Raw genomic sequence first — 22039 nt, 5'->3', positions numbered from 1 at the left:
GATGGCCCGACCCGAACGGCCGGAACGAACGCTTACTCCGGCGCCTTGCCGCCGCGCTCGCTGGCGCGAGCCTCCACCGCGCGCATGATCACGTAGGCGACCATGGTGCACAGGAAGAACAGCAGCATCACCCACGCGATCTGCGACAGGGTGTCGATCACGGTGCGGTAGATCTGGATGGTCCAGCGCACGCCGTTCAGCTCCAGCGCCGATTCGCGGCCGTTGGGCACGAACTTCTCCAGATCCCAGATGCGCACACCGCCGGACACGCCGACCACCACGATGGCGAAGCTCATGTACTTGCGCCAGGCCTCGGCCAGATCATCGCCGACGATGCGCGACAGGATTTTCTTGACTGCCTCGTTGAAAAAACGGACCACCAGTATCGAGGTCACCAGGGCGACCGCCAGTGTCACCAGCAAAATGGCGTAAAACATGCCTGCATACTCCCTGAGCAATCATGAGCAAATAAAACATCCGGCGCGCATTGTACGCCGGGTAGTCAGCCTTGCGCAGCCACCGGCAGCAAGGCGGCGAAACGCTGCAATAAAGCCGCCGCATGTGGTGTCGCCGCAACATTCTGCTGCAGCACCGGCAAGGACAGCTGCGCCCGTGCCAGCGGCTCGGCCAGCTGTGCGAGGTAGCGCGTCATCGCCTCGGCGTTGAATTCCGGGTGGAACTGCACGCCCCACGCCGAACCATGGCGGAAGGCGTGATGCGGCTCGAAGGCGTTGTGCGCCAGGCACACCGCGCCCGGCGGCAGCCGCTGCACGCTCTGCCAGTGGATCACGTTGGCGGCAAAGCTCTCCGGCAACGCCGACAACAGCGGGTCGCTGGCGGCAGCAGCGGTGGTCTGCACCGTCACCGTGCCGGCCTCCGGCCCCTGCGGGTGGTAGTCCACCTCGCCGCCCAGCGCCGATGCCAGCAGCTGGTGGCCGAAGCAGATGCCCAAGAGCGGCACGTTGGCCGCATGCGCGCTGCGCAGCCAGGCTGCGGTGGCCTCACTCCACGGCGCGCGCTCGCTGACCATCGCCGCCGACCCGGTAATCACCGCGCCGGCCACCTCTGTCACCGCCGGTAGCGCCTCGCCGGCCTGCACGTCGATCACCTGCCAGCGCTCGCCACCGGCGCCCAGCTCGCGGCGGATCCAGTCGTCAAAATCGCCCAGCTCGCTACGCAACTCGGCATAGACGCGGCCGGTACGGATAATCAGCTTTTTCTGCATCGTGTTCGCTCGTGAATCGGTGCCGCCGCTTACTCCCGGGTCGGCAGCCCGAAGTGGGTATAGGCCAGCGCCGTCGCCATCCGCCCGCGCGGCGTGCGCTGCAGATAGCCCTGCTGGATCAGGAACGGTTCGATCACGTCCTCGATGGTGTCGGTCGACTCGCCGATGGCGGCGCCGACGTTGTCCAGCCCCACCGGGCCGCCACCGAACTTGTCCAGGATGGCCTGAAGCAATTTGCGGTCCATCACGTCCAGGCCGGCCGGGTCCACGTCCAGCATCGCCAGCGCGGCGTCGGCCACCGCCGCCGTCACCGTGCCGTCGGCACGCACCTCGGCGTAGTCGCGCACGCGGCGCAGCAGGCGGTTGGCGATGCGCGGCGTGCCGCGCGAACGGCGCGCGACTTCAAACGCGCCATCGTCGGCCAGCGGCACGTTCAGCAGGCCGGCGGAGCGCACCACGATGCGCTGCAGCTCCTCGGGGGTGTAGAACTCCAGCCGCGCGACAATCCCGAACCTATCCCGCAGCGGGTTGGTCAGCATGCCGGCGCGGGTGGTGGCGCCCACCAGCGTGAACGGCGGCAGGTCGATCTTCACCGAGCGCGCCGCTGGCCCCTCGCCGATCATGATGTCGATCTGGTAGTCCTCCAGAGCCGGGTAGAGGATCTCCTCCACCACCGGCGACAGGCGGTGGATCTCGTCGATGAACAGCACGTCGTGCGGCTCCAGGTTGGTCAAGAGCGCGGCCAGGTCGCCGGCGCGCTCCAGCACCGGGCCGGAAGTCTGGCGCAGGTTGACGCCCATCTCGCGCGCCACGATGTGCGCCAGCGTGGTCTTGCCGAGGCCCGGCGGGCCGAACAGCAGCACGTGGTCCAGCGCCTCGCCGCGCTTTTTGGCCGCCTCGATGAAGATCTCCAGCTGCTCACGCGCCTTTTTCTGGCCGACGTACTCGTCCAGCTGCTTCGGCCGCAGCGCGCGCTCCAGCGCCTCCTCCTGCTGCGACAGGCTTTGCTGGGTGACGATGCGGCGCTCAGGCGCGCCGCCTATCAGGTTGTCGGTCTGGATCATGTCGCTATCACTCGGAATCAATCGCCCGATGTTACCACTTGCGCCCGGCACCCGCCCCGGATGCACCGGCAATCGCTTGCGGCCAACCCTGGCCATCCACGTTGGCCGCAAACAAAAACCGCAGCGCCTACTCCATATCATGAGCACGCTGCGGTTTTTTCCGGTTGGCGCCGGCGCGGTGCCGGCAAGCGCCCTACTTGGCCGCTTTGCGCCCACCGCCGTTGCCCGGTTTGAGGCGGATCGACACCCCGCCGCGGCCGCTGCTGGCCTTGCGCACCTCGAACCAGCCCGACTTCAGCACCAGCTCGGACAGCTTGGCAAAGCCGTAATTGCGCGGATCGAAGTCCGGCATCCACTGGCCGAGCAGGCTGCCGACGCCGCCGAGGTCGGCCCAGCCCTCGTCATCGTCCATGCTCTCGATGCCCTTCTGGAATTGTGCGCGCAGCTTCTTGTCCAGCGGCCGCAGCACCCGCGCCGCCGGCACCGGTTTGCCGCCGCCGCGCGCGCCGTCGCCCTCCTTGGCCGCGCTCTCCTCCGCCTTGGCCTCGTCGCTCAGCGCCAGCACTTCCACGTACACGAACTTGCTGCAGGCGTTGACGAAGGCCGACGGCGTCTTCTCCTCGCCGAAGCCCCACACCTCCAGCCCGTCCTCGCGCAGCCGCGTCGCCAGCCGCGAAAAGTCGCTGTCGCTGGAGACCAGGCAGAAGCTGTGATAGCGGCCGGAGTGCAGCATGTCCATGGCGTCGATCACCAGCGTGATGTCGGACGCGTTCTTGCCCTTGGTGTTCGGGAACTGCTGGATCGGGTGGATGGCGAAGCGCGCGCACAGGTCGCGCCACGCCTTGTCGTGACGGCTGAAGTCGCCGTATACGCGCTTGAGTGCCAGCACGCCCAGCTTGCCGGCTTCTTCCAGTACGTCCTCGATCCAGCCCGGCGACACGTTGTCCGCGTCGATCAGTACCGCTACGTTGGCCATTGTTTTCCCCTTGTTGACGATGCCGCGGCGCGCTCAGCGGCCGCCGGCGACATCGATGAAACTGCCGGTGGTGAACGAGGCGGCGTCGGACAGCAGCCACAGGATCGCCGCCGCCACCTCCTGCGGCTGACCGCCGCGCTGCAGCGGCACCGCGCTCTTGACGCGGTCGACGCGGCCCGGCTCGCCGCCGTCGGCGTGCATGTCGGTGTAGATGAAGCCGGGGCGCACCGCGTTGACGCGGATGCCTTCGGCGGCGACCTCTTTTGCCAGGCCCACGGTCAGCGTGTCCAGCGCGCCCTTGCTGGCGGCGTAGTCCACGTATTCACCGCCCGACCCCAGCCGCGCGGCGGCGGACGACACGTTGACGATGGCACCGCCCGACCCACCGTGGCGGGTGGACAGCCGCTTCACCGCCTCGCGGCAGCACAGCAGCGGGCCGATGACGTTGGCGCCCAGGATGCGCTGCCAGCGCGCCATGCTCATTTCGTCCAGCCGCATCTGCGGCTCCAGCACGCCGGCGTTGTTGACCAGCGCCGACAGCGGCCCGAGCGCCGCCTCGCACTCGGCGAACAGGCGCAGCACGTCCACCTCGTCCGCCACGTTGGCCGCAATCGCCACCGCGCGACCGCCCGCAGCATGAATGTCGGCCACCACCGCCTGCGCGGCGGCCTGGTTGCGGTGGTAGTTCACCGCCACCGCCCAGCCCTGCTGCGCAGCCAGCCGCGCGGTGGCGGCGCCGATGCCACGGCTGGCGCCGGTGACCAGCAGCACCTTGTCCATGTCTCAGCCTTTCATCAGGTTCTTCAGCGCCAGCCGCACGCCGTCGCTGACGGTCACGTCCGCCGGCAGGCCCTTGGTGGCGGCGGCGGCCTCTTTTTCGTTGTAGCCCAGCGCCAGCAGCGCGTTGACGATGTCGCTCTTTTCGTCCGGGGTGGCGGCAAACGGCAGGCCGCCGGGCACGGTGAGGTTGCCGCCGGTGGCCAGCTTGCCGCGCAGCTCCAGCACCAGCCGCTCGGCGGTTTTCTTGCCGATGCCGGGCACGCTGGACAGGCGCTTGATGTCTTCGCTGGCCACCGCGATCGCCAGCTCGTCGGCGGTCATGCCGGACAGGATGGCCAGCGCGATCTTGGCGCCGACGCCGGTGATCTTGATCAGCTGGCGGAAGGTTTCGCGCTCGTCACGGCTACCGAAGCCGTACAGCAGGTGGGCGTCCTCGCGCACCACCAGGTGGGTGAACAGCGTGGTCTTCTGCCCCAGCGCCGGCAGCTGGTAGAAGGTGGTCATGGTCACGTCCACGTCGTAGCCGACGCCGTTGACGTCGACGGTGATTTGCGGGGGCAGTTTTTCGAGCAGGGTGCCGGTGAGTCGTCCGATCATTTCGGGGCTTTCAAAAGGTTGGCCGCAGCGCGGCGCTTAACAGGACAGGATGGCAGCCAGCGCCAGCGGATACAGGTTGGCCGCGGCGATGGTCTGGATCAGGGCGGGCCGCAGCCGCGCCGGTTGCGCCGCATTGTGCCACAGCGTGACCGCCGCCCGTGCCGGCAGCAGCCACAGCGGCAACAGCAGCATGGCACGCAGCGGCAGCAGACCGGCGGCAATCGCCGCCAGCAAACTCAGCAGAGCCAGCGTCACCAACAGCAGGTAGCCGTAGCGCGCCTGCTGCGGCGCCAGCCGCACCACCCAGTGGCGTTTGCCGGCCAGCGCGTCGGCGTCGCGATCCGGGAACTGGTTGATGTACAGCAGCGCGGCCGCCAGCAAGCCGTAGGGCAAGGCGGCGGCCAGCATGGCCAGCGATGGCGTGCCGCTGAGCAATACCTGCGCGCCCAGCGGCAGCAGGGTGAAACACAGCAGCACGCACAGCTCACCCAGGCCGCGGCTGTTCAGCTGCAGCGGCGGTGCCGAGTAGCCCCAACCCAGCACCACGCCGATCACGCCGATGGCCAGCAGCCACGGCCCGCTCAGCCACACCAGCAGCAGGCCGCCGGCGATCACCAGCGCAAACAGCCCCTGTGCCAGCCGCACCATGTCGCGGCGGCTGAGCAGCGCGTTCTGGATCACGCGGCTGCCGCCGGTAAACGGAAACTGCCGCGCCACGTTGGCCGCATCGCTGCCGTTGTCGTGGTCGGCCACGTCGTTGATCACGTTGACCGCCGCGTGACACAGCAAGGCCAGCAGCAGCGCCAGCGCCGCTTGCGGCCAACGTTGCCACAGCGCGTCGCCGCCGCTGCCGGCGATGCCGAGCAGCACGCCGCCGAGGGTCAGGGTCAGGAAGGCCGGGCGGGTGGCCAGCAGCCAGCGCGCGGCACGGCCGTCAGGGCGGGAGCGGTCGGGTGGCGGCGGGCAGGTGGTGGCAGGCATGGTGTCGAGCGTGGAGGACAGATCCAGCAAGCATAACGCAAAGCCGGCGCGCGGCCGCTGCCGGCAAGCGATAACGCGTCAGAAGCGCCAGCCGCCGTGGGCGCCGACCACGCCGGCCAGCAGTGCGCTCAGCGTCAGCGCCAGCAGCCCGACATGCAGCCGCTGCAACAGGCGCATGGTGCCGGCCGGGTCGCGCTGCGCGCGCCGCTTCAGCCAGTGGTGCACGACAAGCGGCTCCAGCACGAACAGCATCAGGAAGAACGGCAGCCAGGCGGCCAGCATCAGGTGCAGCCAGCCGGTATCGCGCAGCCTCGCCCAGCCGTCGGTGCTGTGCAGCATCCAGCCGGCGCTGGCCAGCGCCAGCAACACCCAGAAACGGGCCTGCGCGCCGAAGCGGTGCTCCACGTCCTCGAACATCGCGTACTGCTGCGCCGGGGGGAAACGGCGGCGGATCGCCGGAATCAGCACGGTGGTGACGAAACCGACGCCACCGACCCACATCACGATGGCCAGCACGTGCAGCGCGCGGGCGATGGCATAGTCATTCCACATCGCAGGCTCCAGACAGAAAGGTTGGCCGCAGTGTGCCATGCGGCGGGGCGGCCGGCCTTGGGCTGGCGCAATAAAAAGCGGCGCCGCCCCTATCCCGCACGGCGCCTGTGGTCCCTGCCGCGGTGCACGCAACAAGCCGCGCCTGACTGGACGCTATATTTCAATCGCATGTTCCGCTACAGTGCGCAGCCATCGCAACTTCGGGAAAACCGTCCGCCATGGACCCGATCCTCTCGCAACTCTCGCTGTCCCTGAAGACGGCCAGGACCATCGACCAGCTGATCCGCCCCGTGCTCGAGATGCTGGGCAACATCACCGGCATGGAGTCCACCTACCTCACCAGCATCGAACTGGGACCGGGTGTCCAGCATGTGCGCTATGCGCGCAACAGCGGCGACATGCAGATCCCGGAAGGGCTGAGCGTGCCGTGGGAAGACACCCTGTGCAAGCGTTCGCTGGACATGGGCATCCTGTCCACCGACCAGGTGAGCACGCTGTGGGGCGACTCCGACGCCGCGCGCCAGCTCGGCATCAAGACCTATATCAGCGCACCGGTACGCAGTGGCGACGGCGGCCTGCTGGGCACGCTGTGCGCCGCCAGCGCCCGCTCGGTGACGATCAGCGGCGAGACCGAAACGCTGCTGCAGCTGTTTGCCAACATCGTGGCCAATTTCATCGAGCGGGAAATGCTGCTGGACGAGCTGCAGCACGCCAACGCCAGGCTGGCCGCCCACGCGCTGGCCGATCCGCTGACCGGGCTGCCCAACCGCCGTGCGCTGTTCGACGAGCTGGAACGCCTGCTGGCGCAGGCGGTACGCACCGGCAGCAGCGTCCTGGTCGGGGTGATCGATCTGGACGGCTTCAAGCAGATCAACGACCGCCATGGCCACCAGGCCGGCGACGACTTCCTGCAGGCGGTCGCACAGCGCCTGCAGTCCGGCCTGCGCGCGACGGAAATGCTGGGACGGATGGGCGGGGACGAGTTCCTGTTCATCGGGCCGGGGCCGGCATGGCCAAAGGGCGCGCTGCCGGGGGCGCTGATCACGGAGGGCGAACCGGCCAGTGCGGCGCACGCGCTGCAACAGCGGCTGTCGGCGCTGACGACGGGCGACTACCCGCTGGCCGGCCACCGCATCGCCTACGGCGGAGGCAGTGTCGGCGTCGTGGCGCTGGCGCCGTTCGGGCTGCACAGTGCCGACGCCATCCATCTGGCCGACAGCGAAATGTACGTGGTGAAGCAGGCCAGGAAACGGCACGCCTGAGACTGTGCCCATCGGGCACGTCACCGCTCGGCGCGATCAGCCGCGACACGGGTGAGCGATGCGACGCTGGCGATGCGCCGATACCCCGCCTGCGGCCAGGCTTGGCTGCGGACAGGAACACCGGGCCGCTACACCAGCCGGCCGCCGCGCACCTTGTAACCCAGACTGGCCAGCTTGCCGATGGCGCCGCCGCTGTGGTTGGCGTGGGTCAGCGCCACCGCCAGCGCGTCGGCGGCGTCGGCCTGCGGCGTGCCGGACAGGTTCAGCATGGTCACCACCATGAACTGCACCTGCTCCTTCGGCGCCTTGCCCTGCCCCACCACCGACTGCTTGACCTGCAGTGCGGTGTACTCGGCCACCGGCAGATCCTTCATCACCAGCGCCGTCATGCAGGCGCCGCGCGCCTGGCCCAGCATCAGCGTCGCCGCCGGGTTAACGTTGACGAACACCTGCTCCAGCGCCGACTCGGTCGGCTGGTAGGTGGCGATCACGTCGTGGATGCCATGCACCAGCACCTTGATGCGCTCGGCGAGGCTGGCGCCCTGCGGCGTGCGGATGGCGCCGGAGGCGACGTACAGCCGCTGGTTGCCGACGATGTCGATCACGCCGAAGCCGGTGATGCGGCTGCCGGGGTCGATGCCGAGAATGCGGCGTTTCACGCTTGCGGCCAACCCTTGGCGATGGCGTCGGCCTCCGCCAGCCGCTCCGGCGTCCCCACATCCAGCCACAGCCCGTCGTGGCGCGCGCCGCTTACCTGCCCGTGCGCCATCGCCGCGCGCAGCAACGGCGCCAGCTTGGCCGGCTGGTGGGCCGGAATGCCGGCAAACAGCGCCGGGTGATACAGGCCGATACCGGAGAAGGTCAGGCCGATGCCGTCGCTGGCATTGCCCGCCAGCTTGCCGTCCGGCAGCAGGCCGAAGTCGCCGCCCGGATGGTGTGGCGGATTGGCCACCAGCAGCAGGTGCGCGAGGTGCCGCTCGCCATCCAGTGCCGCCAACGTTGGCCGCAAGCTGGCGAAATCGACATCGGTGAGCACGTCGCCGTTCACCACCACGAACGGGGCATCACCCAGCAGCGGCAGCGCAGTGGCAATACCGCCGGCGGTTTCCAGCGCGCTCTTCTCGCGCGAGTAGGCCAGACGCACGCCGTAACGGCTGCCGTCGCCCAGCGTGGCTTCGATCCGGTCGCCCAGCCAGGCGTGATTGATAACGATGTCGCTGAAGCCGGCGGCGGCCAGGTGCCGGATGTGCCAGACGATCAGCGGCTGGCCACCGACATCCAGCAACGGTTTCGGGGTGTGGTCGGTCAGCGGCCGCATGCGTTGGCCGCGGCCGGCGGCGAGAATCATTGCTTTCATTTATCTGGCTTTTCTATTGCCACAGAAGCCACAAAAACCACGGACGAGGTGGCCCTCCTGCTGAAGCGGGGGGGGTATCCCGCCATCAGCCGAGCCGTTACCGCTCAGTGCGCTGTCTGTGGATTCCTTGGCAAAGGTTCGGGTTTACTGGTCCGACGCCAGCCGGGTGGCGCTGAACACCGACTGGATGCTGTCGTCATTGTCATCCTCGTCGAGGCCGACCAGCTCCACCAGCAGCTGGAACAGCGGCGCCAGCTCGCTGTAGCGGCGGCTGGTCTTCTTCAGGTACTTGATGAAGCGCGGGATCTCGGCGCGGTACTTGTCCTTGCCGTCGCGGTGGTACAGGCGGGCGAAGATGCCGGCCACTTTCAGATGGCGCTGCACGCCCATCCACTCGAAGTCGCGGTAGAACTCGTCGATGCTGTCGGCCACCGGCAGGGCGGCGGCGCGCGCCTTTTCCCAGTAGCGGATGGCGATGTCGAGCACGAATTCCTCGTCCCAGCCGATGAAGGCGTCACGCAGCAGCGACACGATGTCGTAGCTGACCGGGCCGTACACCGCGTCCTGGAAGTCGAGCACGCCCGGACGGCCCGGCGTCAGCATCAGGTTGCGCACGATGAAATCGCGGTGCACGTAGACCTTGCCCTGTGCCTCGATGCGCGGCAGCAGCGCCTGCAGCGCCGCGTCCCACAGCTTGCGCTGGGCGAAGGTCAGCGGCTTGCCCAGCTCCTTGGCCACGTACCACTCCGGGAACAGGTTCAGCTCGCGGGTCAGCAGCGCGTGGTCGTAGTCCGGCAGCACGCCGGGTTGGCTGATCTTCTGGATCTCGATCAGGGTATCGACCGCTTCCAGCAGCAGGTGCTTGTGCACCATGTCGCGCTCGTCGTGCTGCAGCGCCGCCAGCAGGGTGACGGTGCCGAGGTCTTCCAGCAGCATGAAGCCCTGCTCGCGGTCGCGCAGCAGGATGGCCGGCACGTTGGCCGCCGGCGCGAACAGCTCGCGCACGCTGACGTAGGCGTCGGTGTTCATCTTTTCCGGCGGCGCATCCATCACGATGCGGGTCGTGCCATCGGGGAAGGTGGCACGGAAGTAACGGCGGAAATCGGCATCGGCGGCGGCAAAGGCCACGGCGATGTCTTGATCGGGAAACTGCGTGGCCAGCCACGCTTTCAGGGCTTCGAGTCGCTGCATAGTCGCGTATATCGGCAAATTGGGTACAATGACGCGATTGTAACCGCTTTGACCGCGCCCCAACATGGCCGGCCCGACTTCTTCCGATGCAGACACGCTTCCGTTTGACGCCCGTGATGGCGGCCTTGCTCCCCCTGTTCCTGCTGCCGACGGCGCAGGCGGACTCCCTGCCGGCGGGCACGCTGAGTGTCGAATCCGACACGCTGGACGGCCAGATGGACGTCGAGCTGAAGGCCAGCGGCCAGGTGAAGGCCAGCCGCGATGACCAGACCGTCGAGGCCGACTGGCTGGAATACTTCGTGCAGCGGCAGCAGCTGCGCGCCGGCGAGCGGGTGCGGCTGACGCAGGCGGACGGCCAGATCGAGGCGGAACAGCTCGACTACCTGCTGGGCGAGCGCAGCGGCAGCGCCAGCAACGCGAGCTTCAGCTTCGGCCGCGACGGCAAGACGCTGCGCGGCAATGCCGGCAAGCTCGCATTCCAGGGCAAGGACCACTACCGCCTGCAGAGTGCACGCGCCAACACCTGTGACCCCAACGACGACTCCTGGTACCTGAAGGCCAGCACCATCGACCTCGACTACGGTCGCAACGTCGGCGTGGCGCGCAATGCACGGGTGGAATTTCAGGGTGTGCCCATCCTGTACACGCCGTGGATCGACTTCCCGCTGGACGGCGGCCGCAAGAGCGGCCTGCTGTTCCCCACCATCAGCACCGGCAGCGACGGCCTGCAGGTATCGCTGCCCTACTACTGGAACATCGCGCCGAACTACGACGCCACCATCACCCCGCGCTATATCAGCCAGCGCGGCATGATGCTGGGGCTGGAAGGCCGCTACCTGCTGCCGGAAGCCCGGGGCCAGCTGTATACCGAGCAGCTGCCCAATGACAGGAAAAGCGAGCGCAGCCGCTTCCTGTGGAAGGGTGAACACGTGCAGCAGCTGGCACCGGCACTGGGTGCGGGAGCCAACGGTGTGTACGTGTCCGATGACAACTATTTCGAAGATTTCGGCGACCGTGTCAGCAGTGCGGCCAACGTCAACCTCAAGCGCGAGGCCTGGCTCAGCTATCAACCGGAGTGGGGATCGGTGACGCTGAAGGCGCAGCGCTACCTGACGCTGCAGGATGACAGCGGCACGGTGGAAGAACCGTACGCACGCCTGCCGCAGCTGAGCCTCAACGCCCGCCAGCAGTTCGCCGGCTTCAGCAGCAACCTCGAAAGCGAGCTGACCCGCTTCAGCCACAGCAGCAAGCAGGAAGGCACGCGTCTGGTGGCCTACCCCAGCCTGAGCTATGCCATCGAGCGGCCATGGGGCTTCCTGCGTCCGAAAGTCGGCGTCCACTTTACCCGTTACGAACTGGACAACGGCAACAGCCACCAGGCGGTACGCAGCGACGAGCGCACGCTCCCCATCGTCAGCCTCGACAGCGGCCTGTACTTCGAACGCGACAGCACGCTGTTCGGCCGTGACATGAACCAGACGCTGGAGCCGCGCCTGTTCTACGTGAAAATCCCGAAGGTCGATCAGTCCAATCTGCCGAACTTCGACACCTCGGAAAACGACTTCAACTTCGCGCAGCTGTTCACCGAGAATCGCTTCTCCGGCCACGATCGCATCAACGCGGCCAACCAGGTCACCGCGGCGCTGACCAGCCGCTACCTGGACAAGGAAAACGGGCTGGAACGCCTGCGCGTCGCCATCGGCCAGCGCTTCTACCTGAGCCGCGACGACATCCGCCTCGACGGCAGCAGCAGCGAGCGCAGCGAAGCCGGCTCCGACCTGCTGATGACCGTCGGCGGCGACCTCAGCCACAGCCTGCGCCTGGACGGCTCCTACCAGTACAACCAGGCGCTGTCCAAGACCGAACGCTACAATGCGCAGCTGCGCTACAACCCGGCACCGGGCAAGACCGTCAGCGTGCGCTACCGCTACGGCCGCGACGAGCTGATCGGCAGCGGCAGCGAGCGCGACACCCTGCGCCAGGTCGATGTCGCCGGCCAGTGGCCGATCGCGCCGCGCTGGTACGCGGTGGCGCGGCAGAACTACTCGCTGCGCGACAAAAAAGCGTTGGAGCAACTGGCCGGGGTGGAGTACAACGATGGCTGCTGGAGCATGCGCGTGGTCGGCCAGCGCTACGTCACCGACCTCGACAAGACCAAGAATGCCGTGTTCCTGCAGCTGGAGCTGAAAGACTTCAGCAGCGTCGGCAGCAATCCGCTCAATGCCCTGCGACTAGCCATTCCGGGCTACAGCCCAATCAACGAGACAACAGGTAACTGATGAAACAGCTCCTTCTTGCCGCGACCCTCGCCCTCAGCCTGGCCACCCCGGCCAGCGCTGCCGTGCAGACCGCCGACCGCATCGTCGCCGTGATCAACAACGGCGTGATCACGCTGAGCGAACTGCAACAGCGCGAAGCCGAAATCACCGCCAGCCTGAAACGGCAGAACGTGGCGCTGCCGCCGGCCAGCGTGCTGTCGCGGCAGGTGCTGGACCTGATGGTCAACGAGCAGCTGCAACTGCAGTACGCCGCCAGCAACGGCCTGCGCGTCAGCGAAAGCGAAATCGACCAGACCCTGCAACGGCTGGCGGCACAGAACAAGACCGACCTGCAGGGCCTGTACGCCCGCCTGCAGCAGGACGGCCTGTCGCTGGAGCAGTTCCGCAAGAGCCTGCGCAAGGACCTGCTGCTGGACCGCATCAAGGAACGCGAGATCGCCGGCCGCGTCAATGTCACCGACAGCGAAGTGGAACAGGTGCTGAAGAGCACCCAGGGCCTGTCCAACGCCGAGTACCGGCTGGCGATGATCCAGCTCAACGTGCCGGAACGCGCCGATGCCGCGCAGATCGAGAAACTGCGCCTGCGGCTGCAGGAAGCGCAGCAGGCGATCCGTAACGGCCAGCCCTTCGCCGAAGTGGCCGCCCGCTACTCCGAAGCCGCCACCGCGCTCAGCGGCGGCGACATGGGCTGGAAAGGCGCCAGCGCGCTGCCGCCGGACTTCATCCAGCTGCTGGACAGCATGAAGGTCGGCGATGTCACCGACATCGTGCGCGCCAACGGCAGCCTGTTCCTGTTCAAGCTCACCGACAAGCGCGACAGCGCCGGCCAGCAGCTGGTGCAACAGCACAAGGTGCGCCACATCCTGATCAAGACCAACGAAGCCACCTCCGAAGCGGAAGCCAAGGCCCGCATCCTGCAGGTGCAGGACCGCCTGCAGCGCGGCGCCAGCTTCGAGGCGCTGGCACGCCAGTTCTCCGAGGACGGCAGCGCCTCGCTCGGCGGCGACCTGGGCTGGCTCAACCCCGGCGACACGGTGCCGGAATTCGAGCGCGCGTTCACCGCACTGCAACCCGGCCACAACAGCGAACCGGTACGCAGCCCGTTCGGCTGGCACCTGATCCGGCTGGAAGAAGTACGCAGCCAGGACGTGTCCGGCGAACGCGCCAAGCTGGCGATCAAGCAGCAGATTCGCCAGCGCAAGGCGGAGCAGAACTACAACGACTGGTTGCAGCAGCTGCGCGCCTCGGCCTTCATCGATGACCGGCTGATCGAAAAATAATTCTCAAGGCCGATGCTCGCATCGGCCTTTTTTATTGCCGCCCTTTTATTGCTGAAAGCCGCCATGTCCACCCCGCTCCCCCTCCTCGCCGTTACCGCCGGCGAACCGGCCGGCATCGGCCCCGACCTGGTGCTGCGCCTGCCCGAGCTCGCGCTGCCGGCGCGCTGTGTCGTCATCGCCGACAAGACCCTGCTGCAACAGCGCGCCGCCGCGCTGGGGCTGGACGTGCCGCTGCTCGACTACCGGCATGACGTGCCGGCGCCGGCCAGGGGGCTGGAGGTGTGGCACGTACCGCTGGCCGCGCCCTGCCGCCCGGGCGTGCTGGATGCGGCCAACGGCCGCTACGTACTGGCCACGCTGGACGTCGCCATCGCCGGCTGCCTGCGCGGCGAGTTTGCCGCCATGGTCACCGCGCCGGTACACAAGGGGGTAATCAACGACGCCGGGGTGGCGTTCTCCGGCCATACCGAGTACCTCGCCGAGCACACCGCCACGCCGCGGGTGGTGATGATGCTGGCCGGCGCCGGCATGCGCGTGGCGCTAGCCACCACCCACCTGCCGCTGCGCGCCGTGCCGGACGCCATCACCCGCGACAGCCTCGGCGAAGTCATCCGCATCCTGCACGCCGATCTGGTCGGCAAGTTCGGCATCGCCGCGCCGCGCATCCTGGTGGCCGGCCTCAACCCGCACGCCGGCGAGGGCGGCCACATGGGGCGCGAGGAAATCGACGTGATCGAGCCAACGTTGGCCGCACTGCGCAGCGAGGGCATGAACCTGATCGGCCCACTGCCGGCCGACACCCTGTTCAACCCGGACAAGCTGGCGCAGGGCGACGCGGTGCTGGCGATGTACCACGACCAGGGCCTGCCGGTGCTCAAGCACGCAAGCTTCGGCGCCGGCATCAACATCACGCTGGGCCTGCCCATCATCCGTACCTCGGTCGATCACGGCACCGCGCTGGATCTCGCCGCCACCGGCCGCGCCGACCCCGGCAGCCTGTTCGAGGCGGTGGGGCTGGCGGCCCAGCTCGCACGCTGACCTCCCCCCGTTTTCACGCGCCCGTCTTGCCTCTTTGTTTCGTCCTGCCGGCGGCCACCCTGGCCGCCGTTTGCTCTGCCGCACCCGCCGGAAAACAGCCTGCGTTATTTGCATAATGGCGACAATATCCAATTACTAACGGTTATATCAGCCTGACGTGAGCGGCATTTTTCGCGGCGCAGCAATTGCGGTAAAATCGCGGCAACTCTCCACACATCATCGCCGAAGTTCAGGGACATAATGAGCGCCACCACTCACACACGCGTGCGGGAAATCCCGTACAACTACACCTCATATTCGGATCGCGAGATCATCATTCGCCTGTTGGGCGAACCGATGTGGCAATTACTCGAAGAGCTGCGGGCAGAACGGAAAACAGGCCGTTCTGCCCGTATGCTTTTCGAGGTGCTGGGCGACATCTGGGTGGTGGACCGCAACCCCTATCTGGTCGATGACCTGCTGGACAACCCGCAGCGCCTGACCGCGCTGGTCGGCGCGCTGCGCCACCGCCTGGGCGAAGTGGAAAAACGCCGCGACGGCAACGACAAGGTTGGCCGCATGATCGCCGCCGCCTACACCGCGGTGGACAGCTTCGAGCAGCAGTTCGGCGAGACGCGCGAACTGCGCGCTGCCATCCTCAAGCGCCTGGGCAAGCTCACCCGCCGCGACAACATCCTGTTCGACGGTCTGGCGCGCGTGTCGCACGTGACCGACGCCACCGACTGGCGCGTCGAATACCCGTTCGTGGTGCTGTGCCCGGACACCGAGGCCGAGATCGCGCCCCTGGTGCGCGCCTGTATCGAGCTGGAGCTGACCATCATTCCGCGCGGCGGCGGCACCGGCTACACCGGCGGCGCCGTGCCGCTGGACAAGCGCAGCGCGGTGATCAACACCGAGAAGCTCGACCGCCACGTCGGCGTCGAGTACATCGCGCTACCGGGCCTGGACGGCAAGCGCGCCACCATCCAGTGCGGCGCCGGCGTGGTTACCGCGCGCGTGTCGGAGGCGGCCAGCGCCGCCGGCCTGGTGTTCGCGGTCGATCCGACCTCCGCCGAGGCGTCCTGTATCGGCGGTAACGTGGCGATGAACGCCGGCGGCAAGAAGGCCGTGCTGTGGGGCACCGCGCTGGACAACCTCGCCAGCTGGAAGATGGTCGATCCGGACGGCAACTGGCTGTTCGTGGAGCGTATCAACCACAACTACGGCAAGATCCACGACGTGGACGTCGCCAGCTTCCGCGTCAGCCGCCTGCAGGACGACGGCAAGACCGTGATCTCCAGCGAGCAGCTGGACATCCCCGGCCGCACCTTCCGCAAGGTCGGCCTCGGCAAGGACGTGACAGACAAGTTCCTCGCCGGCCTGCCCGGCGTGCAGAAGGAAGGCACCGACGGTATCATCACCAGCGCGCGCTTCGTGCTGCACAAAATGCCGGCGCACACCCGCACCGTGTGCCTGGAGTTCTTCGGCACCGTGGCCGAAGCCACCCCCGCCATCGTCGAGATCACCGACTACTTCAAACCAAACGGCGCCGGCGTGCTGGCCGGCGTGCAGCTGGCCGGTCTGGAACACCTGGACTGGCGCTATGTGCGCGCCGTCGGCTACGCCACCAAGGCCAAGTCCAAGGGCCGGCCGAAGATGGTGCTGATCGCCGACATCGTGTCCGACAACGAAAACGCGGTGGCCGAGGCCGCGAGCCAGGTGGTGCGCTACGCCAACGCCCGTCACGGCGAAGGCTTCATCGCCGTCACCCCGGAGGCGCGCAAGACCTTCTGGCTGGACCGTTCGCGCACCGCCGCCATCGCCCGCCACACCAACGCCTTCAAGATCAACGAAGACGTGGTGATCCCGCTGGATCGCCTGGGCGACTACAGCGACGGCATCGAGCGCATCAACATCGAGCTGTCCATCGCCAGCAAGATCAAGCTCTTGGGCCAGCTGGCCGAGTTCTTCCACGGCCGCCTGCCGGTGGATACCGAAGGCGGTACCCTGTCCGCCGACGAGCTGATCGGCGACCGTCGCGAGACCGCGCTGGAGCTGATCGGCAACGTACAGCAGCGCTGGCAGTGGCTGCTGGACAACCTCGACACGCCGCTCGCCAGCTACACCGGACGTTGGCCGCAGGCGCCGCTGGAAGACGCGGCGGCCAACCTTGAGGCCAGCGTGTTCATCGCCATGCGCGACTTCAAGTTGCGCGTCAGCTGGAAGCGCGAGCTGCAGGCCGATCTGGAAGCGCTGTTCGCCGGCAAGGCCGACAGCACCATCATCGAAGCCATCCGCCTGATCCAGCAGAAAGTGCTGCGCGGCCGCGCCTTCGTCGCGCTGCACATGCACGCCGGCGACGGTAACGTGCACACCAACATCCCGGTCAACTCCGACGACTACGAGATGTTGCAGACCGCGCACCGCGCGGTGGAGCGCATCATGAAGCTGGCGCGCAGCCTGAACGGCGTGATTTCCGGCGAGCACGGCATCGGCATCACCAAGCTGGAATTCCTGACTGAAGAGGAAATCCAGCCATTCCGCGACTACAAGGCGCGCGTCGACCCGAACGGCCACTTCAACAAGGGCAAGCTGCTGCCGGGCGCCGACCTGGCGATGGCCTACACGCCGTCGTTCTCGCTGCTGGGCGCCGAATCGCTGATCCTGGAGCAGTCCGACATCGGCCAGATTTCCGATTCGGTGAAAGACTGCCTGCGCTGCGGCAAGTGCAAGCCGGTGTGCTCCACCCACGTGCCGCGCGCCAACCTGCTGTACTCGCCGCGCAACAAGATCCTCGGCGTCGGCCTCTTGACCGAAGCCTTCCTGTACGAAGAACAGACCCGCCGCGGCGTATCGCTGAAGCACTTCGAGGAGCTGTCCGACGTCGCCGACCACTGCACCGTGTGCCACCGCTGCGTGAAGCCGTGCCCGGTGAAGATCGACTTCGGTGATGTATCGGTCGCCATGCGCAACTTCCTGCGCAAGACCGGCAACAAGAAGTTCAACCCCGGCACTACGCTGGGCATGGCCTTCCTCACCGCCAAGGACCCGGCCACCATCAAGGGCATCCGCAGCGGCCTGGTCGGCGGCGCCTACAAGCTGCAGCGCCTGGGCAACCGTCTCGGCAAGAAGCTGGGCCTGACCGGCACGCAGACCGCGCAGCCGCCGGCCACGCTGGGCAAGGCGCCGATCAAGGCGCAGGTGATCCACTTCATCAACAAGCCGATGCCGGGCGGGTTGCCGAAGAAGACCGCGCGCGCGCTCCTGGACGTGGAAGACGCCAACGTGATCCCGGTGATCCGCAATCCTAAGGTCAGCGAAGAGGCGGAAGCGGTGTTCTACTTCCCGGGCTGCGGCTCGGAGCGCCTGTTCAGCCAGGTCGGCCTCGCCACCCAGGCGATGCTGTGGCACGTCGGCACCCAGACCGTGCTGCCGCCGGGCTATCTGTGCTGCGGCTACCCGCAGACCAGCGCCGGCTACAAGGACAAGGGCGACGAGATCACCACCGAGAACCGCGTGCTGTTCCACCGCATGGCCAACACGCTGAACTACCTCGACATCAAGACCGTGGTGGTCAGCTGTGGCACCTGTTACGACCAGCTGGCCAACTACCGCTTCGAGGAGATCTTCCCGGGCTGTCGCATCATCGACATCCACGAATACCTGATGGAAAAAGGGCTGAAGCTGGACGGCGTCGGCGGCCAGAAGTACATGTACCACGACCCGTGCCACACGCCGATGAAGGCCTACCAGCCGATCAAGGTGGTCAACGAGCTGCTCGGCGGCGGCGTGGTGCAGAACGACCGCTGCTGCGGCGAATCCGGCACCTTTGCCGCCAGCCGCCCGGACATCGCCACCCAGGTGCGCTTCCGCAAGGAAGAGGAGATCAACAAAGACCTGATCAAGCTCGGGGACGCCGACAAGCCGGTGAAGATCCTGACCTCCTGCCCGTCCTGCCTGCAGGGCCTGTCCCGCTACAGCGACGACACCGGCACCCAGGCCGACTACATCGTGGTGGAAATGGCCAAGCACCTGCTGGGCGACAACTGGATGAAGGACTACGTCGACAACGCCCGCAACGGCGGCATCGAGCGCGTGCTGCTGTAACAGCTGCGCCACGGTGACAAAGGTTGGCCGCAAGCCTGGCAACGGGCTGGCGGCCAATTTTTTGTCGGTGCGCCGCTGGCGAAACGGCAGACTCGACACTACCCTCATAGCAGCCTACCCTGCGCACACATCTTGATAACGGAGTCCACCATGCCAACCCCTTCCCTGGTCACCCGCCCCGCCTTCCGCGTCATCGGCCTGCAATGGCAGCAGGACGACGGCGGCACCATCGCCCAGCTGTGGGCGCGCTTCGTACCGCGCATCCCGGAAATCCAGGGCGTGCAGTCGGCCAACAGCTACGGCGTGTGCGATGCGCACCCGGACGGCAGCTGGCGCTACATCGCCGGCGTGGAAGTGGCCGCCGGGTCGCCGGTGCCGGCCGGCATGGTGGCGATCGACATCCCTGCGCAGCACTACGCGGTGGTGGAACACCACGGCCCGGTGCAGGGCCTGCCGGATACCTTCTGCGCCGCCTACGACGAGTGGCTGCCGGAAGCCGGGCTGGTGGCGGTGCCCGGCATCGAGTTCGAGCTGGTGGACGCCCGCTTCCTCGGGCCGGACCATCCGGACAGCGTGGTCGAGCTGTACATCCCGGTGAACCTGGACGCGACCGACGACGACGCCTGACAAGGTTGGCCGCAACAGTCCCGTCCCAGGCGGGAGTGGCCCTGTTGCGTGCGGCGGATTTGCTGCTAGCATGCGGCTTCCCCGGCTGGCTACCGCCGGCCGGGCCCACCGGAGACTGCCATGAGCAACACCGCCCTGCTTGTCATCGATTTCCAGTACGGCCTGATCGACATGGAACCGCGCGCCACGCGCGGCGCCGAAACCCTGGCCAACCTCAACCGGCTGATAGACCACGCCCGCGACTGCGGCCACCGTGTGCTGTTCATCCAGCACCACGCCGCCGACCTGCCGCGCGGCAGCAAGGCATGGCAGCTGCACCCCAGCCTGCAGCGCCTGCCCGGCGACTCGGTGATCGAGAAGACCGCCTGCGACAGCTTCCTTGACACCAGCCTGCGCCAGTACCTGGACAGCGAGGAAATCGAAAACCTGTGGGTGGGCGGCTACGCCAGCGACTTCTGCGTCGACACCACCGTGCGCCGCGCCGCCTCGCTCGGCTACGCCGTCACCGTGGTGGCCGACGCCCACACCTGCAAGAACCGCCCGCACGCCAGCGGCGAGACGCTGGTCGCGCACCTGAACTGGCTGTGGGCGAACATGGACGTGCCCGGCAACCCTATCCGCGTGCTGCCGCTGGCAGAGTTGCAGAGCGGAGCCGATGAAAGCTGACTGGCGCATGCGAATCACGCTGCTGGCGGACCTCGTCGTCAACCTGCTGCTGCCGTGGCTGGTCTATGACCAGACCGTGGCCGGCTGGGGCGAGCGCGGCGCGCTACTGTGGTCGGCCGTGCCACCCACGCTGTGGAGCCTGTGGGAGCTGTACCGCCACCGCCGGCTGGATGCGATGAGCGTGCTGGTGCTGGCCGGCATCGCGCTGTCGCTGCTGGCCATGCTGGGCGATGGCGACAGCCGCTGGCTGCTGGTGCGCGAATCGCTGGTGACCGGCGCGGTGGGCCTGGTGTTCGTGCTCAGCTTGCTGTGGCGCCAGCCGCTGATCAGCCGCCTGGCCTTGGCGGCAGCCGCGCGGCAATCGTCGCAGCAACGCGATGCGCTACAGGCCCGGTTGGCGCTGCCGGCGGTACAGCGGGTGATGCGCGGCATGACGCTGCTGTGGGGTGGCGGCCTGCTGGCGGAATGCACCGGCCGTATCTGGCTGGCCTTTCACTGGCCGGTAGCGCGCGCGGTGGCCATCGGGCCGTGGATCAGCTACGGCATCATGGCCCTGCTGGCGGCCGCCACCTGGCTGTGGCGGCGTCGCCTGCAGCAGCACCCGTTACAAGCCGCATGAAATAAAAAAAGGTTGGCCGCATGCGGCCAACCTTTTGCGTATTAAAGCAAGCAAGCATGCTCAATGCTCCAGGTGCGCCGCAGCGCGGGCGCGGATGGTGGCGAAATCCTCGTCCAGCAGCAGCTTGCCGTTTTCCCACACCACCCGCATCTGCAGGTCGGCGTCGCTCACCCGCTCCAGGGTGTTGACGCCCCAGGCGCCGCGGCTGTCACGCGCCGCCACCACGCGCCCGCCCAGCGAGCGTTTGCCGGGGTCGGTGACCGGGTCCTTGAACACGTCGCGCCACTGGCCGCCGATGCGGATCGCCGAGCACTTCAGCGCCATCTTGTGGGTGTCTCGGTCCAGCTTCTGCAGCAGCTCGGCGCCCATGCCGAAGGCGACGTTGTCGGCGCTGTAGCCGAGCTTGGCCAGCCGGGACAGGATGGCGTCGATGCTGGCGAGGTTCACGCCGTCGCCCTGGATCACGCGCACGTGGTTCAGCACGCGGTAGCCCTTGCCGTTCAGCGTGGTGCCAAAGCTTGCGGCCAACCTTTCCACCACCTCGGCCACCACCTGCACCGGCTCGCCGGAATCGGGGCGGATCACCACGGTGGCGCCGCTGTCGATCACCTGCTGGCGCAGCCGTTCGCCCCACAACTCGCTGACGGCGTGGAACACGTCGTAGCTGTCGCTGACCACCGCCAGCAGCGCACCAGGTTTGGCGAAGTGCGTAAGCATGTTGCCGAAGGCCTCGCCCTCCTGCGGGCGGCCCCAGGCGGTGATGGTGGAATGCTCGGCCGCCGGGATCGAGAACGCCGCGCACGGCTCGTGGTAGTGGCGGCGCGCGGCGACCAACGCCGCCAGCGTGTCGCTGCCCATGAAGTTCACCAGGTGGGCGAGGCCGCCGATTTCCGAACTCTCGTAGCTGGACACACCGCGCGCGCCGAAATCGTGCAACTTGAACGGCAGGCCGGACAGGTCGTCGGCGGTCTGCTGCAGGTAGCGGCGGATGATCTCCTTGGCGCGGAAGCTGCGCGTGGCGACCGAGATCGGGTACCAGACGCGCAGCAGCGCGGTCTCCAGGAAGGACACCACCCAGAACAGCTCCGGGTCGGTGGACTCGATGGTGAGCATCGGCACCCCGGTCGGGATCAGCTCGCCCTCGGCCACCGCGCGGATGCGCACCGGCCAGTAGCCGTGGTGCTTCTTGACGATGCGCTCGAAGCCGGCGCGGTTGAACGGCAGGCCGTGCAGTGCGGCCAGCGCCTCGGCCTCGTCGATATGCGCCGGGGTGATGCGCTGGCTGAGGTAGTCCTTCAGCAGCGCCTGCAGGCCGAAGAACAGCACGTGCGAGGCGGTGCCGCCGCGCGCGGCCACGTAGGAATACATGCCGTCGGTGCCGGGCGGATACTGCACCCAGTGACTGAGCTTGTAGGAATCGCTATTGAGTATGGGATTGACGGTCATGGCGGCACACACA

Annotated in this window: 20 protein-coding genes; 8 read left to right on the top strand and 12 right to left on the bottom strand. The window is 67.5% G+C overall.

The window, feature by feature from the left end:
• Positions 1 to 32: 32 nt before the first annotated feature.
• The 8 genes from PQU96_RS09970 to PQU96_RS09935 form a co-directional block, all read right to left on the bottom strand.
• Positions 33 to 437 (bottom strand): hypothetical protein, encoded by a 405-nt coding sequence (locus PQU96_RS09970; protein WP_047968027.1) that lies wholly within the window; start codon positions 435 to 437, stop codon positions 33 to 35.
• 65 nt (positions 438 to 502) lie between these two features.
• Positions 503 to 1225 carry a glutamine amidotransferase gene (locus tag PQU96_RS09965; protein ID WP_272772198.1) on the bottom strand — a complete coding sequence of 241 codons (723 nt, stop codon included), beginning with the start codon at positions 1223 to 1225 and terminating at the stop codon, positions 503 to 505.
• 29 nt (positions 1226 to 1254) lie between these two features.
• Positions 1255 to 2289 (bottom strand): Holliday junction branch migration DNA helicase RuvB, encoded by a 1035-nt coding sequence (gene ruvB, locus PQU96_RS09960; RefSeq protein ID WP_047968029.1) that lies wholly within the window; start codon positions 2287 to 2289, stop codon positions 1255 to 1257.
• Between the two features lie 193 nt (positions 2290 to 2482).
• The gene (locus PQU96_RS09955; protein WP_272772196.1) at positions 2483 to 3265 is read right to left on the bottom strand and encodes an NYN domain-containing protein; all 783 of its coding nucleotides are present in this window, start codon (positions 3263 to 3265) and stop codon (positions 2483 to 2485) included.
• Between the two features lie 33 nt (positions 3266 to 3298).
• Positions 3299 to 4045, bottom strand: coding sequence for an SDR family oxidoreductase (locus PQU96_RS09950; protein ID WP_272772195.1), 747 nt, complete (start codon positions 4043 to 4045; stop codon positions 3299 to 3301).
• 3 nt (positions 4046 to 4048) lie between these two features.
• Complete coding sequence (ruvA, locus tag PQU96_RS09945) at positions 4049 to 4642, bottom strand: Holliday junction branch migration protein RuvA (protein WP_047968033.1); 594 nt, start codon at positions 4640 to 4642, stop codon at positions 4049 to 4051.
• A gap of 36 nt (positions 4643 to 4678) precedes the next feature.
• Positions 4679 to 5653, bottom strand: coding sequence for a prenyltransferase (locus tag PQU96_RS09940; protein WP_272772194.1), 975 nt, complete (start codon positions 5651 to 5653; stop codon positions 4679 to 4681).
• 48 nt (positions 5654 to 5701) lie between these two features.
• The gene (locus PQU96_RS09935; protein WP_272772193.1) at positions 5702 to 6175 is read right to left on the bottom strand and encodes a hypothetical protein; all 474 of its coding nucleotides are present in this window, start codon (positions 6173 to 6175) and stop codon (positions 5702 to 5704) included.
• 218 nt (positions 6176 to 6393) lie between these two features.
• On the opposite strand from PQU96_RS09935, the gene PQU96_RS09930 reads away from it, so the two are divergent.
• Positions 6394 to 7437, top strand: a complete 1044-nt coding sequence (locus PQU96_RS09930) for a GGDEF domain-containing protein (protein ID WP_272772192.1) — start codon at positions 6394 to 6396, stop codon at positions 7435 to 7437.
• Between the two features lie 128 nt (positions 7438 to 7565).
• Here PQU96_RS09930 and ruvC read toward each other — a convergent pair whose 3' ends face one another.
• The 3 genes from ruvC to amgK form a co-directional block, all read right to left on the bottom strand.
• Positions 7566 to 8096 carry a crossover junction endodeoxyribonuclease RuvC gene (gene ruvC / locus PQU96_RS09925; protein ID WP_272772191.1) on the bottom strand — a complete coding sequence of 177 codons (531 nt, stop codon included), beginning with the start codon at positions 8094 to 8096 and terminating at the stop codon, positions 7566 to 7568.
• Positions 8093 to 8794, bottom strand: a complete 702-nt coding sequence (gene murU, locus PQU96_RS09920) for an N-acetylmuramate alpha-1-phosphate uridylyltransferase MurU (protein ID WP_272772189.1) — start codon at positions 8792 to 8794, stop codon at positions 8093 to 8095. Before murU ends, ruvC begins: the two co-directional genes overlap by 4 nt.
• Positions 8795 to 8938: 144 nt before the next feature.
• On the bottom strand, positions 8939 to 9985 hold the full coding sequence (amgK, locus tag PQU96_RS09915) for an N-acetylmuramate/N-acetylglucosamine kinase AmgK (protein WP_272772188.1): 1047 nt from the start codon (positions 9983 to 9985) through the stop codon (positions 8939 to 8941).
• A gap of 86 nt (positions 9986 to 10071) precedes the next feature.
• Between amgK and PQU96_RS09910 the strand changes: the two genes are divergently transcribed.
• The 7 genes from PQU96_RS09910 (at position 10072) to PQU96_RS09880 (ending at position 20580) form a co-directional block, all read left to right on the top strand.
• Positions 10072 to 12264 carry an LPS-assembly protein LptD gene (locus PQU96_RS09910; protein WP_272772186.1) on the top strand — a complete coding sequence of 731 codons (2193 nt, stop codon included), beginning with the start codon at positions 10072 to 10074 and terminating at the stop codon, positions 12262 to 12264.
• Entirely contained in the window at positions 12264 to 13544 is a 1281-nt protein-coding gene (locus PQU96_RS09905) for a peptidylprolyl isomerase (RefSeq protein WP_272772185.1), read from the top strand. The genes PQU96_RS09910 and PQU96_RS09905 overlap by 1 nt, the downstream gene beginning before the upstream one ends.
• 63 nt (positions 13545 to 13607) lie before the next feature.
• Positions 13608 to 14582 (top strand): 4-hydroxythreonine-4-phosphate dehydrogenase PdxA, encoded by a 975-nt coding sequence (gene pdxA, locus PQU96_RS09900; protein WP_272772184.1) that lies wholly within the window; start codon positions 13608 to 13610, stop codon positions 14580 to 14582.
• Between the two features lie 240 nt (positions 14583 to 14822).
• Positions 14823 to 18668, top strand: a complete 3846-nt coding sequence (locus PQU96_RS09895) for a DUF3683 domain-containing protein (protein WP_272772183.1) — start codon at positions 14823 to 14825, stop codon at positions 18666 to 18668.
• A 150-nt stretch (positions 18669 to 18818) separates the two neighbouring features.
• Positions 18819 to 19295: a GyrI-like domain-containing protein gene (locus PQU96_RS09890; RefSeq protein ID WP_272772182.1), complete on the top strand. Its 477-nt coding sequence runs from the start codon at positions 18819 to 18821 to the stop codon at positions 19293 to 19295.
• Positions 19296 to 19415: 120 nt separating this feature from the next.
• Complete coding sequence (locus PQU96_RS09885; RefSeq protein ID WP_272772181.1) at positions 19416 to 19961, top strand: cysteine hydrolase family protein; 546 nt, start codon at positions 19416 to 19418, stop codon at positions 19959 to 19961.
• Positions 19951 to 20580 (top strand): VC0807 family protein, encoded by a 630-nt coding sequence (locus tag PQU96_RS09880; protein WP_272772179.1) that lies wholly within the window; start codon positions 19951 to 19953, stop codon positions 20578 to 20580. The genes PQU96_RS09885 and PQU96_RS09880 overlap by 11 nt, the downstream gene beginning before the upstream one ends.
• Positions 20581 to 20640: 60 nt before the next feature.
• On the opposite strand, the gene PQU96_RS09875 is transcribed toward PQU96_RS09880, so the two are convergent.
• Positions 20641 to 22026, bottom strand: a complete 1386-nt coding sequence (locus PQU96_RS09875; protein ID WP_272772178.1) for a nicotinate phosphoribosyltransferase — start codon at positions 22024 to 22026, stop codon at positions 20641 to 20643.
• Positions 22027 to 22039 lie beyond the last annotated feature (13 nt).

Origin of the sequence: Vogesella margarita (genome assembly GCF_028548475.1) — a bacterium.
In the GTDB taxonomy this organism is placed as follows: domain Bacteria; phylum Pseudomonadota; class Gammaproteobacteria; order Burkholderiales; family Chromobacteriaceae; genus Vogesella; species Vogesella margarita.
Note: the sequence above shows the minus strand (reverse complement) of the source record. Positions and strands in the feature narration are given on the sequence as shown.

Coding starts and splice junctions, on each gene's coding strand:
- PQU96_RS09885 (WP_272772181.1), top strand. CDS start 19,416: ATGAGCAACACCGCCCTGCTTGTCATCGATTTCCAGTACGGCCTGATC.
- PQU96_RS09895 (WP_272772183.1), top strand. CDS start 14,823: ATGAGCGCCACCACTCACACACGCGTGCGGGAAATCCCGTACAACTAC.
- PQU96_RS09935 (WP_272772193.1), bottom strand. CDS start 6,175: ATGTGGAATGACTATGCCATCGCCCGCGCGCTGCACGTGCTGGCCATC.
- PQU96_RS09880 (WP_272772179.1), top strand. CDS start 19,951: ATGAAAGCTGACTGGCGCATGCGAATCACGCTGCTGGCGGACCTCGTC.
- amgK (WP_272772188.1), bottom strand. CDS start 9,985: ATGCAGCGACTCGAAGCCCTGAAAGCGTGGCTGGCCACGCAGTTTCCC.
- PQU96_RS09930 (WP_272772192.1), top strand. CDS start 6,394: ATGGACCCGATCCTCTCGCAACTCTCGCTGTCCCTGAAGACGGCCAGG.
- PQU96_RS09875 (WP_272772178.1), bottom strand. CDS start 22,026: ATGACCGTCAATCCCATACTCAATAGCGATTCCTACAAGCTCAGTCAC.
- pdxA (WP_272772184.1), top strand. CDS start 13,608: ATGTCCACCCCGCTCCCCCTCCTCGCCGTTACCGCCGGCGAACCGGCC.
- ruvB (WP_047968029.1), bottom strand. CDS start 2,289: ATGATCCAGACCGACAACCTGATAGGCGGCGCGCCTGAGCGCCGCATC.
- ruvA (WP_047968033.1), bottom strand. CDS start 4,642: ATGATCGGACGACTCACCGGCACCCTGCTCGAAAAACTGCCCCCGCAA.
- PQU96_RS09905 (WP_272772185.1), top strand. CDS start 12,264: ATGAAACAGCTCCTTCTTGCCGCGACCCTCGCCCTCAGCCTGGCCACC.
- PQU96_RS09950 (WP_272772195.1), bottom strand. CDS start 4,045: ATGGACAAGGTGCTGCTGGTCACCGGCGCCAGCCGTGGCATCGGCGCC.
- PQU96_RS09955 (WP_272772196.1), bottom strand. CDS start 3,265: ATGGCCAACGTAGCGGTACTGATCGACGCGGACAACGTGTCGCCGGGC.
- PQU96_RS09965 (WP_272772198.1), bottom strand. CDS start 1,225: ATGCAGAAAAAGCTGATTATCCGTACCGGCCGCGTCTATGCCGAGTTG.
- PQU96_RS09890 (WP_272772182.1), top strand. CDS start 18,819: ATGCCAACCCCTTCCCTGGTCACCCGCCCCGCCTTCCGCGTCATCGGC.
- murU (WP_272772189.1), bottom strand. CDS start 8,794: ATGAAAGCAATGATTCTCGCCGCCGGCCGCGGCCAACGCATGCGGCCG.
- PQU96_RS09910 (WP_272772186.1), top strand. CDS start 10,072: ATGCAGACACGCTTCCGTTTGACGCCCGTGATGGCGGCCTTGCTCCCC.
- PQU96_RS09970 (WP_047968027.1), bottom strand. CDS start 437: ATGTTTTACGCCATTTTGCTGGTGACACTGGCGGTCGCCCTGGTGACC.